We start from the raw sequence: 16,300 nt of genomic DNA on the forward strand, positions 1-16,300 counted from the left end.
ATACCTATTGACTTGGCGGAAGGGGGGGTACTGAGATTTTAAATGGCTCTAATTGGCCGATAGCGGCCACAGTAAGCAATCACCACTATAAGATAAAAACTACTTAACTTAGCCAGTAATGGCTTGGCTACGCAAATACTCTTCATAAGTACCAGAGTAATCTACAACCGTACCATCCATCTTCACTTCTAAGATGCGATTGGCCAAAGCAGAGACAAACTCACGGTCATGGGATACGAAAATTAAGGTGCCATCGAATTTCTCAAGGGCAATCTGTAAACTTTCAATCGATTCCATGTCCATGTGATTGGTTGGCTCGTCCATTGCAAGCACATTGTATTTTTGGAGCATGAGCTTGCCCCAAATCATTCGGCCCTTTTCGCCACCAGATAATACTTTGACTGATTTACCAATGTCATCGCCCGAAAACAATAGGCGACCTAAAGTGCCGCGGATGGATTGATCGTCATCGCCAGTATTGCGCCACCAGTTCATCCAATCCATGAGTAATTCGTCTTTAGCGAACATCTCGGTATTGTCCTGGGGCATTACGCCAACCTTGGCATTCTCGGCCCACTTCACATCACCGCTATCAACCGCAATACCTTCAAAACGTTTACTGAGAATAGAGTTCAACAGAGTAGTTTTGCCAGCGCCGTTTTGACCAATAATGGCAATCTTTTCGCCAGCGCGAACGCCAAGCTTAAAGTTTTTGAAAATTACTCGGTCATAGGATTTAGTCAGTCCATTGCACTCTACTGCCATGTTGTGCAGTTTTTTCTCTGTATCAAAACGAATAAAGGGGTTTTGACGTGAAGAAGGCTTTACTTCAACAATCTCGATCTTCTCTAATTGACGTTGGCGTGAAGTGGCTTGACGCGCTTTTGAAGCATTTGCAGAGAAGCGGGCCACGAAAGCCTGTAACTCAGCAATTTTTTCTTTGGCCTTCACGTTAGAACTGAGTTGTTGTGTTCGTGCCTGCACGGATGCCAACATATACGAGTCGTAGTTTCCGGGATAGACCTTCAAAGTTCCAAAGTCCATATCCGCCATATGCGTACAGACTTCATTGAGGAAGTGGCGATCATGGGAAATAATGACGATGGTGCTCTTAATGTCATTCAGAATATCTTCAAGCCAATGAATCGAATGAATATCCAAGTTATTGGTTGGCTCATCCAGAAGCAGTACATCTGGATCAGAGAACAAGGCTTGCGCTAGCAAAACACGTAATTTCCAGCCCGGGGCAACATTACTCATCGGGCCATTGTGTTGCTCAATTGGAATACCAATCCCCAACAACAACTCACCTGCTTTAGCTTCAGCGGTATAGCCGCCGTACTCGGCATACTTACCTTCTAACTCAGCAGCCTTCATGTAATCTTCATCTGTAGCATCTGCATTAGCGTAGATCGCATCGCGTTCAGCAGCAGCCTTCCACATCTCTTCGTGGCCCATCATCACCACATCAAGTACGCGCACATCTTCATAAGCAAATTGATCTTGGCGCAACTTACCCAAACGAACGCCTGGGTCCAGGCTCACGTTGCCACTGGTTGGCTCTAGCTCACCACCTAAGATTTTCATGAAGGTGGATTTACCGCAACCGTTTGCGCCAATCAGGCCATAACGATTACCGCCGCCGAACTTGACGGAAATGTTTTCAAACAGGGGTTTCGCCCCAAACTGCATGGTGATATTAGATGCGGACAACACGGATGGTTTCTAGCTTTCTGAAATTCAATTCAACAGATACCCTTTTTGGGGGCAAAGACCGTTATTTTAACGGGTTCAGGATGCAAAGGTCTAATTCAGACTTTGACCCTGAATGGGGTGAAATTCGTATGGATATCGTAATAATCCTCATTTTCCTTGCGCTTGAGGAAATTCACGACCCAATAAGTCAGCGGTGTAGCCAGAACTTCCCAGGAAGTCTTTAGGACATACTGCGCCATAGCTACCTGAATAAGCTCATGGGTTGGCCAGATGCCATAAAAAGCCAGCATATAAAACAAAGACGAATCCACCAACTCACCTACCGCAGTTGAACCTATCGTGCGCATCCATAAATGGCGCCCTTCAGTCCAAATTTTCATTTTGGCAAGTACATAGCTGTTAATTAAGCTGCCACACCAAAAAGAAAACATGGAGGCCAAGGCAATGCGCCAGGAGTTACCAAAAACGGTTTCTAGGCCGTGCTGATAGTTCTCCATGTATGCACCAGGAGCAATCGGCAAGGCAATCACAATCTGCGCCATGATCGCTGCAAAGGCCAGAGCGGCAAAGCCAGCCCAGACCGCACGGCGATCATAGGCATAACCATACACCTCAGTCAGAATGTCTCCAAAGAAGTAGGCAATGGGGAAGAACAAGATACCGCCGCCAAATGGCACCGTACCAAAGTAAGGCAGATCAATCACTGCCGCCTTGCCCGCGCCAATAAAGTTGGAGCAAAGCAAAACCACCACGAAGGCCGTCAAAATCAGGTCATAGAAGCGGTGGTGTCGTCTAGGTGAGTCCATAAGCTTGGAAAAATGGATAATAGAAATAAGAATATCTGCATTCCTGAAAATTCGCAGGAAGCAGGCTAAACCAATAATAGGATGACCAAGCAAATGAGCAAAGCCAGTTTCAATTGGGCAGACCCCCTACTTCTCGATACTCAATTGTCAGAAGAGGAGCGCATGATTCGGGATGCTGCGGCTGAATATGCCCAAGGTCGCCTGATGCCGCGTGTTCTTGAAGCATTCCGCAATGAAACTACCGATCCAGCGATCTTCCGTGAAATGGGTGAGCTTGGCCTCTTAGGTATTACTATCCCTGAGCAATATGGCGGCGCCAATTTGAACTATGTTTCATACGGTCTTATCGCTCGTGAAATCGAACGCGTAGATTCTGGATATCGTTCCATGATGAGTGTGCAATCCTCCTTAGTAATGGTACCTATCAATGAATTTGGTAGCGAAGCGCAAAAACAAAAGTATCTGCCGAAATTAGCTACTGGAGAGTGGATTGGTTGCTTTGGTTTAACTGAACCCAACTATGGTTCTGATGCTGGCGGCATGATCACCCGTGCCAAGAAAGTGCCTGGCGGATTTTCTTTAACGGGCTCCAAGATGTGGATCTCAAACTCCCCGATTGCCGATGTCTTTGTAGTTTGGGCAAAAAATGATGAAGGCGTCATTCGTGGCTTCATTCTGGAAAAGGGGATGAAAGGTTTAAGCGCCCCTAAGATCAGCGGCAAGATGGGTTTACGCGCCTCTATCACTGGTGAGATCGTGATGGATGAAGTGTTTGTGCCTGCTGAAAATGAATTCCCCGAAGTGACTGGCCTCAAAGGCCCATTCACTTGCTTGAACTCTGCGCGCTATGGCATTGCCTGGGGTACGCTTGGTGCAGCTGAGTGGTGTTGGTATGCAGCGCGTCAATACACTATGGATCGTAAACAGTTTGATAAACCTTTGGCTGCCAATCAACTGATTCAGAAAAAATTGGCGGATATGCAAACTGAAATCGCTCTTGGTTTGCAAGGCTGCTTGCGCTTAGGGCGTATGAAAGATGAAGGGATTGCAGCTCCAGAAATTACCTCCATCATGAAACGCAACTCCTGCGGTAAGTCCCTAGATATCGCTCGGATGGCGCGAGATATGCATGGTGGTAACGGGATCTCTGATGAGTATGGTGTGATACGTCACATGCTCAACTTAGAGGTAGTCAATACCTATGAAGGCACGCACGATATTCATGCTTTGATTCTTGGTCGTGCGCAAACCGGTATTCAGGCGTTTAGCTAATCTAATCTTTTAGCTTTGCCACGATGGCCTTTGCAGCTTTAGCAAAGGCCTGATCACTGTCATTTTCTAGTTGCACAAAATGGTCTATTTTGTATTGGGGAAAATTTCGTACGATTGACGATTGATAGGATGGGTCGTAGTGTTTCACTAACAGCTCCTCTACCAACTCTGGAAAGTTGCCTGCATCAATCGCTTCATTCCATTTGTTCATTTGTGCTTTTCCATAATGGGCAGTCAGTAAAGCTAACTTGCGCTTGAAATTATTGGTATCGCTTAAGAAGTGGTGATACTCACGAATGAGCCAAGACACTCTGGTTTGTGTACTTGATCTCAATTCGATACAAGAACCATTACGGATTTTTTCCATCAAGGCATCGGGTATATGAAGCCCTCCCACCTTTTTACTCTCGGACTCCACAAAGACTAGCTTGGAGGGGTGAAGTTTGCGTAAGGCATTCCACAAGGCAGTTTCAAAGCCTTTTTGAGAGGGTTGCTCAATGTTCGGCTCATTCCCTAGAACAGAGCCGCGATGCACTGCTAAGCCCTCTAGATCCAGTATCTGTGCACCTAGTGCGCCAATTTCTTGTAGCACTCTCGTTTTGCCACTGCCAGTCATACCGCAGATGACCTGGAATGAGAAAGCACTCGCATCTTGTTCTAAGCCATCAATCACCGTGCGTCGAAAGCCTTGATAACCAGCCTCCAGTTGCAGCGCCTTCCAACCGATGCGATTCAGAATATGGGTAAATGCCCCACTACGCTCACCACCACGCCAACAATAAATCAGCGGTCGCCATTCTCGTGGCAGATCTAATAAATTCTTTTCAAGATGGGTAGCGATATTGCGAGAGACCAATGCTGCGCCAAGCTTTTTAGCCGCAAATGGAGAAACCTGTTTATACAAAGTTCCAATCTGAATACGCTCCTCATTACTAAGAACGGGGAAATTCACTGCACCTGGAATATGATCTAAAGCAAACTCGGCAGGTGATCTCACGTCAATGACGAGATCAAACTCATCCAGCGCAGAAAGAAATTGATCCAGCTTTAAGATGTGCGGATTGCTGGGTTGCATGCCGTTTACGCGCGCACCTTTTGCAAGATATCCTCAGGCCAAGGTACAGACTGACTTGTGTTTATGTCCACCCACACCAGAGTAGTGCCACCATCCGCAGCCAAGATATCAGGCGCAGAAGTTAGGGTCATGGTGTGAAATACATCCATACTCGTTCTACCAATTGTGCCAACAAATGTTTTGATAATAAGATCGCCTGGATAAGTTAGTTGCACAAAGAAATTGCAAAAGGCATTGATCATGATCACTGACTCACCCTCTGGAGCAACCTGATATCCCAGCGAATGAATCCAATCAACTCGCGCCTGCTCCATGTACCGAAAGTAAACCGTGTTATTCACGTGACCGTATGCATCCATATCACCCCACCGAATCGGCATGATGACTTCATGTACAAGCTTGCGCTCTTCTGGAATAGTGATGCGCATCTAATTAAACGCGTTAGCCAAGTTGCAAGGCAAGTTGATATAAGTTGGTTGAGCGAGCACCAGAACGACAGAATGCCAAGATCGGACCAGGCATCGTCTCTAAGAGACGTGCCATTTCTTGAACCTGCGCTGGAGTGAAGGCACCAGGCAATACTGGTAAATAGGCGTAATTTAGACCAAGCTTTTCTGCTTCTGCCTGAATCGATGCATTACTGGGTTGATCGGGACCACCCTCGCCATCAGGGCGATTATTAATCACGCTTTTGTAGCCTTGCTGGGCAATTTCTGCCAAATGGGTGTGATCGATCTGACCAAGAGTACCGAACTGGGCGGTATGGCAACTAATAGGAAGACTCATGAAACCCTCTACATTGAATATATGCAATAGGCTTGATTCTAAATCAGGCTTGTTCAGACCTGAGTTGGCTTGTTCTTGTGCTTTGAAAAGAAGCGCTCACAGAGCTCCATGCCGGCTAGCATAGCAATAACAAATACCATAGCCTTGAGATGACCTGCCCCAAGCGCCACCAGCACTGGACCGGGACAAAAACCGGCAATACCCCAACCTGCCCCAAATATCAGGCTACCAATAATCAAGGGTTTAGTGATATCCCTTCTAGTCGGAATATGCAGGACGCCCCCAAAAAAGGCCTCAGATCTTGTGTTCGCCACATAGAAACCACCCAGGCCCACGAGGACTGCGCCTAGCATCACAAACATCAAGGAAGGATCCCAGAGTCCAGTGATATCCAGAAAGCCTAATACCTTTTGGGGATTGCTCATCCCAGAAATAATGAGTCCCCAGCCAAACAGGACACCAATAGCGTACTGACTAAGGAGGCCAAAATGCTTTTTCATCTTAGACCCCAATCAAGTGACGTAGCACAAAGACCATGATGAAACCCGCGCTCATAAAAGCGAGGGTGGCCACCAGTGATCTAGGAGAGAGCCGTGATAAACCACAAATGCCATGACCGCTAGTGCAACCTGAGCCATATTGCGCACCAAAGCCGACTAGGAGACCGGCAATCCCAATTGCCAACCAACTCGAATCAATTTCCACAATGGGGAAAATACCAAAAAATAATGCTCCCAAAAAAGGTGCCGTGATTAAACCCAGAACTAAGGAAAGGCGCCATGCCGTGTCCGTCAATTTTGGATGGAGCAAACCAGAAACAATTCCGCTAATACCCAAAATGCGGCCATGTAGTAATACGTAAAGCGCTGCTGCCACTCCCAAAATCATTCCGCCAAGTAGTGAGGGTACTGGTGTAAAAGAAATCCAGTCAATGTGCATTACTTGGTTTCCAATCTATTGATGATTAACTGTAGGCTTAACTACACGATTAACTACAGGGATTCGGGGCAAGGCGGTATTGCAAATAGCGCATCCCGGCATATGCTCCAAAAATAAATCCAGGCAAGGCTATTAGTGATCCAAGAGCTAGTGTGGAAATGCCACTTAAACCTTGCCCTACTGTACAGCCTAAGGCAGTCACGCCACCAAAGCCCATCAAGGCTGCACCAAGTAGATGATTTGCAGTGTCTTCGGTATTGCGGAAAGATTCCCAGCGGAACGTTTTGGTTAATAAGGCAACTACAGTTGAACCCAGGATCATGCCGAGTACTGCAACAATTCCCACAGTTAACACTTTAGAAGTATCGCTATACATCATGAGCCAATCTAAGGAGTAAGCATAGGGTGCAACAAACGATAGACTTTCCATGCGACCTGAATTGGTCACCAAGAATACTTCTTCCAAGGTATTAGGATCTTCTGCCACATAACCCAGACTTCCAGATACCCACCATACGGCACAAATAGCCAAACCAACTACGATGCCAGCAATTAAATTTTCAGCAGTCCAAAATGCTTTGCTAGCCAAGGCGTAGGCAACAAATACAAAACCAATCATCAAGCCCAAAACAAGATGTAAATTAGCACGCGCCATACCTAATGGACCACTAAGCAGACTGGGTAAATCTTGTGGGGTACTGAAGGCAATAAAGACAGTATCAAGCGTATTGATTCGAATCACACCCAGAAAGCCGCGCATTGTCATATACGCAGTTAAGCCTAGAACCATAAACACAATAATCGATTTGAGATTACCGCCACCAATGCGAACCAAAGTTTTACTACCGCATCCTGAGGCCAAGACCATACCAAAACCAAATAACACGCTCCCAACAATACTTGAGAGCCATAAAAACTTATTGCCGGTATAGATACTTTTCAGTGGATCTATCAAGCCAAGATAAGACATTAAAGTAAAGCCAATAATAGCAACCCCAATCGCTAAGAACCACTGTCTTAAGCGACCCCAGCTAGACATGATGAATACATCCGAAACGGCACCCATCGTGCAAAAGCCCGTTTTTTGCATGACGGCGCCAAGTACAAAAGTAATGGCAAAGGTAGCCCAGAGAACTGACCTACTTAAAGAATGAATATCCACAACATCCATAGCGACTGTATTTTGAAAAATTAAGGTTTGAATTTATAAAACTGCTGATTGAGATAAGCCACAACATCTGCTTCATCTTCTGGAAATAAATCTAAGCGAAGTTCGGTATTGCAGATGCCAACCATCCTCTTTAAGTTGGCGACTGATTTCACCTTGCTATCACTGCGTGTATAAATCATGTCACCATTTCCAAAGCCCGTTTTCTTGGCATGGCAGGCATAACATTTCTGCTGGTCAATGGTTTTACCGTTAGCCAAATCCGGGGCAGCAAAAGCTGGGGCACACATCAGCGCGCTCAAGGCAATTGCAGGGATCAATCGAATAAAAATCATTTTCATTACAAATCAAGGATTTAGCATTAATCGTCTATTTTAAGGCCCAATGACCAAAATTGCCCTATTCAGACTGGATCGACAGGTAGACGTTATAGGCATTCATACGGTTAGCCGCCCCAAACAGTGGCATTCCTTCGTATTCTGACCAATCCGCTTGTTTATAGGCCTCTTCAAAAGGATCCATATTAATGGCTGCCGCAGACATCGACTGCCGCAAATAGTTGAGGTAATTTCTGGTGAAGGCAATATCTGTAATGGGCTGAAGCGAATAATTGCCATGACCTGGAATCACAATCTTGGGATTGAGTTTTTCAATTGCATCCAAAGCGATTAACCAGCCTTTGCTGTCGGCATTACCTACGAATGGTATCCGCCCTCTAAATACCAAATCTCCAGCAAAGAGTACTTTTTCTGAGGGTACATAAACCATTAAATCTTCAGGCGCATGCGCAGGCCCTACACGACTAATGAAGAAATCCACCCCGCCAATAGATAGTTTGAGTTTTTGATCAATCCATACATCCGCTGAAATCAGCTTTGTGTCGGCGCTTACCCATGGAGCAAAATCAATTCTCGAGGCAATTAAACGTTGCTTAGCTGTTTCTGAAGAAAGGTAGTTTCTACCTTCCCCTTGCGCATAAATCTTAGCGCCAATTTTTTTAAATTCTTGCAAACCATAAACGTGATCAGCATGGTAATGACTCACAATGAGCGCTACGACTTTTTGATTGCTAACTTTCTTGATCTCCGCAATGAGTTTTTTTGCCAGAATGGGCGAGCCCAAAGCATCTACCACCACCACTCCACTTGGAGTGACCACAAAGCCCGCATTAGAGATGAAGTTTTGATTAGCGCTACTCCCCATTTCTGGAAGGCCTTGGACAAAATACGTGTGGGGTGCCACCTGCACTGGATTTAATTGAATGGTGTCGACCGTGTTTGCTTTCTGCCCGTAAGCTGCAGTAAAAAAGAGAAAGGATCCCATGAGGATCCCTATTGAACACTGTAGATAAGGGCTGCTAGCCTTATAAGTATGCATTTGATTGCTTAAGGCTTAATGTAAGCAAAGCCATCTTTATATTGCAGGTCCGCCACACGCACTACCCCTGATGGTGTGAAATCCGCATCTAAGGTGAATTGATCTTTCTTGAGATTGCGATTCTGTAAAGTAATTTCACAAACTTCAAAACGCACTCCACGCGATTTGAGGGCTCCAACTAATGGCGCATATTCCACATTATTTTTCTTATCCTTGGCGCCTTCCATCAGCACATCAACACCATTTGCATGAGTCACAACAATAATGATGGTGTTGGGAGAAGTATCCAAATGGTTACGAATATTGCGCAGGCCTTTTAGACCCTGAGTTTCTGCATCATCAATGTGATAAACCACTTTGGTATTGCCAGTAGATTGAGCTGAAGCAGCAGAGCAAAACCCAAATGTAATGGCCGCAACAACGGTAATGATAGAAAGTAGTTTTTTCATGCTGATTCTCGTGTAGTTAGATATGTAGCTAATTAAATTGGAGCCATACCTGGGTTATTGGCAACGCCTTTAATAATTGGCTCGTTGAGCTTAACCGCTTTGACCACTTTGACATCGCGCAAATGGCGTTCCATCACATCCCAGATTGCTTCGCCGCCTGCATTTTTAGCCTCTTCGCTGACAGGTGCCCAGCCAGCGACCTTATAGATCTTATTGGCTTCAATTGCTTTGCCGTTTAAGCGCATATCCGAAATGCGTTTGCCCGCAGTCTGGACAGGATCAATGGTGTACTGCATTCCACCAACACGCACCATATCACCGCCCTGCTGGTAATACGGGTCAGGATTAAATAGGTTATCAGCTACGTCCTCGAGAATGGTTTTGATTGTCTCTCCACTCATATTCGTGACAGTGGTGTAGGGATAAGTAATCGCTGTTTGGTCTAAAAGGTTCTCACGGGTGATGGCTTGTCCTGGCAAAAGACTCGTACCCCAACGAAAGCCTGGTGAGAAAGCGATCTCCGCATTCTTTTGCGACATGAGGCCATCCAGAATAAGTTGATCAAAACTACCATTGAAATTACCACGGCGATACAACAGCCCTTCGGTTGTAGCTAGCTTCTCATTTAACTTTGTCTCGTAAGGGGCCCTGATCTTCGCAATGAGTTTGCTCATCGCTGGATCAGCAGGAATCATATTGGAAAAGATTGGGAAGAGTTTGTAGCGGAAATCCACCGGTTTGCCGCCCTTCACATCAAAATCCAATACGCCCAAGAACTTGCTATTAGATCCAGCATTGGTAACCAACGTTACGCCGCCGGCATTCTTGACCTTCACCGGAATAGGCACGCCATCATGAGTATGGCCACCCAAGATGGCATCTAAACCACGCACACGGGAAGCCATCTTCAAATCCACATCCATACCGTTATGCGATAAGAGCACAACGACTTTTGCCCCTTTTGATCTCACCTCATCAATGGTCTTTTGCATATTCTCTTCCTGAATACCAAAGGTCCAATCCGGAGTGAAGTAACGCGGGTTAGCAATCGGCGTGTAGGGAAAGGCTTGACCAATGATGGCCACTTGGATCCCGTTCTGAACTTTCATGACATAGGGGTTAAACACCATGTCACCAAAGTCAGCTGTCTTAATATTTTGCGCAATGAAGGAGACCTTGCCCTTAAAATCGCCATTGACAATTTCCATAACGCGCTTTTCACCGAGCGTCATCTCCCAATGCGGTGTCATCACGTCTACACCTAGAGCCAGAGCGGCATCCACCATATCTTGGCCATTAGTCCAGAGAGCAGTGCCAGAACCCTGCCAAGTATCACCACCATCAAGTAATAAAGCTCCAGGGCGATTAGCCTTCATTTGTTTGATCAGTGTTGCCATATGCGCAAAGCCACCCATCTTGCCGTAGTTTTGTGCGGCAGCAACATAATCTAAATAGGTAAAAGCATGGGCATCGCGAGAACCTGCAGCAATGCCATTCGCTTTCAGGAAATATTCCCCAACTAAGTGTGGAGTCTTGCCCTCTTGCGCACCAATACCGATGTTGACATTGGGCTCGCGGAAATAAATCGGGAGTAACTGAGCATGACAATCGGTGTAATGTAAGAAATGAACATTACCAAACTTTGGCAAGTCATAAAATTTTTGGGCAGTAGTTTGGGCATTCGCAAAATTGGATTGCAAACTCATCCCTCCTGCCGATGCAATAGCTAAGGCTTGCAAAAAATCACGACGACTTAAATACATAACATTCCCTTTGTAAAAACAGGCCTGTCGGCCTGTTTTATTTCTTTATTGATTGACTGGCGAATTTGGATCAAGAAGTAAAGCCATCACATCCTGAATCTGCTGCTCATTTAAGAGCTTGAAGTGGGCAAACCGCGGCATATTGCTACAAGCGTTATAGGCCTTGGAGTTATTGACGCGGTTCCAGGTATAGGTAAGCACCTCAGGTGAATAGCCACGCAACTTACCGTAATTCCAGAGCGTCGGCCCAATCGTTCCATAAGAAATTTCTTTCTTATCGATCTGGTGACAGTTATAGCAACCGCCACCAACGGGGGTGTCGGCTTTATCAGTCCAAGTGGCGCCGCGACCACTTTGTGCAATTGCCTCACCCTTCTTCCAATCACCGATATATTTACCATCGGAGGGCTGCTTGATCGAATCCATATTCACTTTTTGGATCGTCTCCCGCATGTTCTGACCCTGCTTACTACCAGCAAACACTGGGTCGGAGCAAAACTTTTGGGTTGCATCTTGATCAATACGGTCTAGCCCAGCAATACCATCCGCCCTAAAACCATCCTTCATCATCTTATTGAACTTAGGGTTGTTTGCTTGCTGTGCGCTTGCAGAGCCTTGGATTGCAAATGCAGCTACTACAAAAATACTGAGGGCTAAGAGGGATTTCATATTATTCATGGTCATTTTCTCTGTCTCTTATCCATTAACGCTTCAAACCAGGGGTTTCAACTATGCCGCCATTGGCGTTCTTTGCCATATACATCGATATCGCAACAGTTAAATCAGAGCCATAAATTGGGAATGGGAAGCGTTGCTGACGATAGCAGTCATTCAAACGCTGCTGCATTGTCCAGAACTGCCCACTTGAGACACGATAGGCAGGCCAGTAACCCCAACCCAAAGCAGCGCCCTTTTGGGTGGTGATATTCGGTAAGTCCTGCAAACGAATCCGCTTGCCATCTTCACCGTGGCAAGAAGCGCAGGAGAAATCCATTGGGCCACCCTGGAAAAAGAATGCGCGCTTACCTAGCTCATACATTTCTTTTTCTTTGGGATGATTGGTGCTGACTTTGATCTTGTCACCTTTAGATAAGGTCACTACGTAAGCCACAATGGCTTCCATATCTTTCTTAGGACCCTTTTGAAATGGTGCATCGATCATCTCTTGTGGATCACGACCTTGCAGCTTTTGCATACAAGTCATCAAACGGGACTCGAGGTCTTGAACCTGATTAGTATCTTTAAAGTAGCGTGGCAACTGTGCTGCCGCCCCTTTCACAACGCCAGGCCCTAAGCCTAAATCACACTTCTCTAGCGTAGCATTCTTAGGACCAGCAGCTTGCTGCCAAAGCACTTCACCGGCAGCCTCATATAGTTCTGAAGGATTTCCATCGGCAATCATCTCACGGTACTTTGCAATATCATCTGTCGCATTTTGAGCATAGGATGAAGGTGAAATTGACATCAGGGTTACTAATAATCCTGAGGCTAAACCCAAGGTGAATTTACGCTGCATTTGTTACCCTTTCAGAACCATTGAAGTGGTGAAGACGACCGGCATTAAGAAGCAGTTGCTTCGTCAGAGCGCTTGTCACCCTTACTATCAACCCAGCTCACAACAATCTTGTCGCCCTTAGCGCCTTTGTACTTGAAGTTCAAGAATGGGTCCTTAGACACTGCTGGACCAAATTGACCATTCAAGACATCTTTACCATTGGCTTTGACATTAATAGTGCTGATGAACCATGCAGGAATCACTTTGCCAGCAGCATCTTTACGCTGACCAGATTCCATATCGTGTTTCATCAAAATCTTTACATCCACAATTCCACCGTTCTCAGCAGCTCTAACGCGCATTGGATCAGCCATTTTTTCCTCTTGTAATCTATGAATTAGTTAATAGTATTTAATGAGCTTGAGGCGATTAACCGCCGCAACCACCTAAAGTCACTTTCACTTCTTTAACCGCCATACTCCACTTGCCATCAGCTTTTACTAAGGCGTATACGTTAGAGGTTTGACCCATCTTGATACGCGTAGTCACAAATGGTTCAGTGCCAGCAGGAATAAAGAATTGGGCAGCCAAGGCACTGGGGTTTTTCTCGACCAAGATTGCCAGTTGTTCTGCTTTGAGTGTGGTGGTAATTCCAACTGGAACTACCGCACCATTTTCTGCAATATCAGGCGCATTTAAAGTAACGGCACCTGATTTGTCTGGGCTACCTGCACCCAAGATTTTGAATACGTCGTCAAGACTCTTGCCTTCAAAAGCGGCTTTATTCCACTCTTGGGCTTGGGCTACGCTGATAAGACCCGCAGAAGCCATCAAGCCGAATACGGCTGAGTATTTCAATACACTACGTCGCTGCTGATTCATAAAAACTCCCTTATTAATCTCATACTATGAATATTATCTACCTTCCAATAAAACGTACTGATAATTTGCTGGTAATTTGTTATGAGGACCTTATTTGCCCCCTGAGAGAACCCAAACCACTAATGTCTTGCGATCTTCGTCGGATAACTGACTTTGTGGAGGCATCGGTATAGAGCCCCAGACGCCTGCCCCACCATTCTTTACCTTAGCCATTAATTGATCGACAGCGCCACCCTGCCCTTGGTACTTCGCAGAAATGTTAGTAATAGATGGACCGACCAATTTGGCATTCGGTGCATGGCATGCTCCGCAGTTCTCATTCTTAAACAATGCAGCGGGTCCTTTTGTACTGGCGGCATGGGTTTCTGCAGCATGGGCCAAACCCTCACCAGTCGATCCTGGAAGTTTCGCAATGGGTGGCTTAGTGGAATCGGAGCCGCGATAGGGTCCATACAGGCGATTTTGTTCTGCAATATTGCCATGGGCATTTCTAGCAAAATCCGGCAATGTAGATCCGATTTGAACAAACTTCACGCAATTGTTCATACAAGCCGGCGAGTTGATATCGGGCTTGCCGTTTACACTCCAAAAGCCATGATTTCGAATCATGCCATTCCGGTTAGGTATCTTCTTCTGCACCTCGGCGATATTGCTATTACTCAAGACATAGTCATCGGGAACGATTTCGCCCAAACTTAAAATGAAGGCAACGAGAGCATACGTTTCATCGGGCGTTAAGGATCTTGGAGCATTCCATGGCATTGCGCGATAAATGTAATCCCACAAGGTAGAAACCGTGGGGACCTTCATTAAAGTTGTCCGTTGTGGCTGCTTCCGATCCGCCAAAGAGGCAACTTTGCCAGTCTGAATATCATCAGTGGTAGTTCCACCAGCTATGGGTGTAAAGATTTCATTAGATTCGCCAAAGACCCCGTGACAACTAGCGCACTTGGCTTCCCAGATCACTTGACCCTGCTCTACCGAGCCAGATCCTTTTGGTAGTCCTTTAAAGTCTGGGCGCACATCAATATCCCACGCAATTACCTCAGCTGGAGTAGCATTGCGGCCAATTCCAGGAAACTTGGCAGAACCTTGCATATTTTGAGCGTAAGCAAGCTGCGCAGAAAATACTGCTAAACCAAAGAGTGCTATACGAGCAAATGATTTATCCCACTTGTACATTGCTCACCTCACCATTTGCATCTAACTTCCAAGACTGAATAGCATTGTTGTGATAGATCGAGCGATTGCCTCGAACATCACGCAGCATCTTGATCGATGGTTGTACATAACCAGTGTCGTCAATGGCTCTAGATTGCAGAATTGCCGGCGAGCCATCCCATATCCAGTCAATATTGAAACGGGTAATGGACTTAGTCAGAATAGGAGTTTCTAAACGCGCAGTACGCCAGTTATTACCGCCATCAAATGACACATCAACCCGTTTAATCTTGCCACGACCGGACCATGCCATACCGCTCACGTTATAGAAGCCTTTATCGAGCAATTGCTGACCACCGGATGGGGTGGTAATGACGGATTTACATTCTTGGATTGATGCGTATTGACGATGCATGCCATCGGGCATCAACTCAATGTAGTGAACTGCTTCGTCTTTTGCATTCCAGGGCATATCCCCTACTTCTAGACGACGTAGCCATTTAACCCAGCTAACGCCTTGAACTCCTGGAACCACTAAGCGCAATGGGAAGCCATTCTCAGGTCGTAGCATCTCTCCATTCATACCCCAGGCAACGATAGTGTCATCCAGACAGCTATCTAAATTAATAGTGCGCGTCATACCCGAGCCATCGCCACCCTCAGCAAGCATGAACTTGCCTTTTTTCAAATCAGCGCCGCACTCTTCCAACAGAACCTTGAGGGGTACGCCAGTAAATTCGCAGCAAGATAACATGCCATGGGTATATTGCACAGTTGGTACCGCAACGTTACCCCACTCCAAGCCGGTATTGGCACCACACTCAATAAAATGCGTACGCGAAACCGAAGGTAACCTCATTAAGTCATTCATCGTAAAGACACGGGCATTCTTCACCAAGCCATTGACCATCAAGCGATGTGTTTCAGGATTCAGGTTGTACCAACCCTGATGATGACGTTCAAAATGCAAACCATTTGGCGTAATCGTTCCAAATAAGCCTTGCAGGGGTGTAAAGGCAACGGAGGCAGCAGATACACGAGTTAAGCCTGGCGATTCACGGCGAATGAGGTTGGCCTCATAAATCGATGGCACACCATACGGCATCGTTGCTACGTTCTTACCAAGGGTAGTCTGCCATTCTTGTTTTTCTAAGATCGCTGGATCACCCTCATCAGCTGCAAATGCCATTGGTGCTGCCAAGCCTGCAGCCGCAGTACCCAAAGCCGAAAAGAATCCTTTACGCAAAAAGCCACGACGGGTTTCATCAAGGCCATTGGCGTTAATCTCAGTAATTAATTCTTGGGAAATAAAGTGCTCTGGCGCGTTAATGAGGCGAGCCCGATTAGCAGGCTTCTCTACTGCCGAGATATCCTTAGCACTCAATTCAATTTGCTTCTTAGTCATTTGATC

19 protein-coding genes are annotated in these 16,300 nt (G+C 46.0%); 1 reads left to right on the forward strand and 18 read right to left on the reverse strand.

The window, feature by feature from the left end; translation table 11 throughout:
• Positions 1-108: 108 nt before the first annotated feature.
• Positions 109-1,716, reverse strand: a complete 1,608-nt coding sequence (locus ICN45_RS01935) for an ABC-F family ATPase (protein WP_216172442.1) — start codon at positions 1,714-1,716, stop codon at positions 109-111.
• 95 nt (positions 1,717-1,811) lie between these two features.
• Positions 1,812-2,522, reverse strand: coding sequence for a queuosine precursor transporter (locus tag ICN45_RS01940; protein ID WP_216172444.1), 711 nt, complete (start codon positions 2,520-2,522; stop codon positions 1,812-1,814).
• A gap of 93 nt (positions 2,523-2,615) precedes the next feature.
• Here ICN45_RS01940 and ICN45_RS01945 point away from each other — a divergent pair, with 93 nt between their 5' ends.
• Positions 2,616-3,794 carry an acyl-CoA dehydrogenase gene (locus tag ICN45_RS01945; RefSeq protein WP_216172446.1) on the forward strand — a complete coding sequence of 393 codons (1,179 nt, stop codon included), beginning with the start codon at positions 2,616-2,618 and terminating at the stop codon, positions 3,792-3,794.
• 1 nt (position 3,795) lies between these two features.
• On the opposite strand, the gene mnmH is transcribed toward ICN45_RS01945, so the two are convergent.
• The 16 genes from mnmH to soxC all read right to left on the reverse strand — a co-directional run bounded on the left by mnmH (position 3,796) and on the right by soxC (position 16,294).
• A complete protein-coding gene (gene mnmH, locus ICN45_RS01950; protein WP_216172448.1) occupies positions 3,796-4,869 on the reverse strand; it encodes a tRNA 2-selenouridine(34) synthase MnmH in 1,074 nt (357 codons plus the stop codon).
• 5 nt (positions 4,870-4,874) lie between these two features.
• Positions 4,875-5,297 (reverse strand): acyl-CoA thioesterase, encoded by a 423-nt coding sequence (locus ICN45_RS01955; RefSeq protein ID WP_216172450.1) that lies wholly within the window; start codon positions 5,295-5,297, stop codon positions 4,875-4,877.
• 13 nt (positions 5,298-5,310) lie between these two features.
• A complete protein-coding gene (locus ICN45_RS01960; RefSeq protein WP_216172452.1) occupies positions 5,311-5,655 on the reverse strand; it encodes a protein tyrosine phosphatase family protein in 345 nt (114 codons plus the stop codon).
• A gap of 53 nt (positions 5,656-5,708) precedes the next feature.
• Positions 5,709-6,155: a YeeE/YedE family protein gene (locus ICN45_RS01965; protein ID WP_216172454.1), complete on the reverse strand. Its 447-nt coding sequence runs from the start codon at positions 6,153-6,155 to the stop codon at positions 5,709-5,711.
• A gap of 1 nt (position 6,156) precedes the next feature.
• Positions 6,157-6,594 carry a YeeE/YedE family protein gene (locus ICN45_RS01970; RefSeq protein ID WP_216172456.1) on the reverse strand — a complete coding sequence of 146 codons (438 nt, stop codon included), beginning with the start codon at positions 6,592-6,594 and terminating at the stop codon, positions 6,157-6,159.
• A 49-nt stretch (positions 6,595-6,643) separates the two neighbouring features.
• The gene (locus tag ICN45_RS01975) at positions 6,644-7,765 is read right to left on the reverse strand and encodes a YeeE/YedE family protein (RefSeq protein WP_216172458.1); all 1,122 of its coding nucleotides are present in this window, start codon (positions 7,763-7,765) and stop codon (positions 6,644-6,646) included.
• Between the two features lie 20 nt (positions 7,766-7,785).
• Complete coding sequence (locus tag ICN45_RS01980) at positions 7,786-8,103, reverse strand: c-type cytochrome (protein ID WP_255531050.1); 318 nt, start codon at positions 8,101-8,103, stop codon at positions 7,786-7,788.
• Positions 8,104-8,161: 58 nt separating this feature from the next.
• Positions 8,162-9,085, reverse strand: coding sequence for an MBL fold metallo-hydrolase (locus ICN45_RS01985; RefSeq protein WP_255531051.1), 924 nt, complete (start codon positions 9,083-9,085; stop codon positions 8,162-8,164).
• A gap of 62 nt (positions 9,086-9,147) precedes the next feature.
• On the reverse strand, positions 9,148-9,588 hold the full coding sequence (locus ICN45_RS01990) for a DsrE family protein (RefSeq protein ID WP_216172462.1): 441 nt from the start codon (positions 9,586-9,588) through the stop codon (positions 9,148-9,150).
• 32 nt (positions 9,589-9,620) lie between these two features.
• Positions 9,621-11,351 carry a thiosulfohydrolase SoxB gene (gene soxB, locus ICN45_RS01995; protein WP_216172463.1) on the reverse strand — a complete coding sequence of 577 codons (1,731 nt, stop codon included), beginning with the start codon at positions 11,349-11,351 and terminating at the stop codon, positions 9,621-9,623.
• Positions 11,352-11,396: 45 nt separating this feature from the next.
• Positions 11,397-12,035 (reverse strand): sulfur oxidation c-type cytochrome SoxX, encoded by a 639-nt coding sequence (gene soxX / locus ICN45_RS02000; protein WP_216172465.1) that lies wholly within the window; start codon positions 12,033-12,035, stop codon positions 11,397-11,399.
• Between the two features lie 19 nt (positions 12,036-12,054).
• Positions 12,055-12,867, reverse strand: coding sequence for a sulfur oxidation c-type cytochrome SoxA (gene soxA / locus ICN45_RS02005; RefSeq protein ID WP_216172467.1), 813 nt, complete (start codon positions 12,865-12,867; stop codon positions 12,055-12,057).
• A gap of 44 nt (positions 12,868-12,911) precedes the next feature.
• On the reverse strand, positions 12,912-13,220 hold the full coding sequence (gene soxZ / locus ICN45_RS02010) for a thiosulfate oxidation carrier complex protein SoxZ (protein WP_216172468.1): 309 nt from the start codon (positions 13,218-13,220) through the stop codon (positions 12,912-12,914).
• A gap of 55 nt (positions 13,221-13,275) precedes the next feature.
• Positions 13,276-13,728 carry a thiosulfate oxidation carrier protein SoxY gene (soxY, locus tag ICN45_RS02015; protein ID WP_216172470.1) on the reverse strand — a complete coding sequence of 151 codons (453 nt, stop codon included), beginning with the start codon at positions 13,726-13,728 and terminating at the stop codon, positions 13,276-13,278.
• A 90-nt stretch (positions 13,729-13,818) separates the two neighbouring features.
• Entirely contained in the window at positions 13,819-14,910 is a 1,092-nt protein-coding gene (locus tag ICN45_RS02020; protein WP_216172472.1) for a c-type cytochrome, read from the reverse strand.
• Complete coding sequence (gene soxC, locus ICN45_RS02025) at positions 14,894-16,294, reverse strand: sulfite dehydrogenase (RefSeq protein WP_216172474.1); 1,401 nt, start codon at positions 16,292-16,294, stop codon at positions 14,894-14,896. Before soxC ends, ICN45_RS02020 begins: the two co-directional genes overlap by 17 nt.
• Between the last annotated feature and the right edge of the window lie 6 nt (positions 16,295-16,300).

The sequence above is a fragment of the Polynucleobacter alcilacus genome (assembly GCF_018881545.1).
Lineage (GTDB): Bacteria > Pseudomonadota > Gammaproteobacteria > Burkholderiales > Burkholderiaceae > Polynucleobacter > Polynucleobacter alcilacus.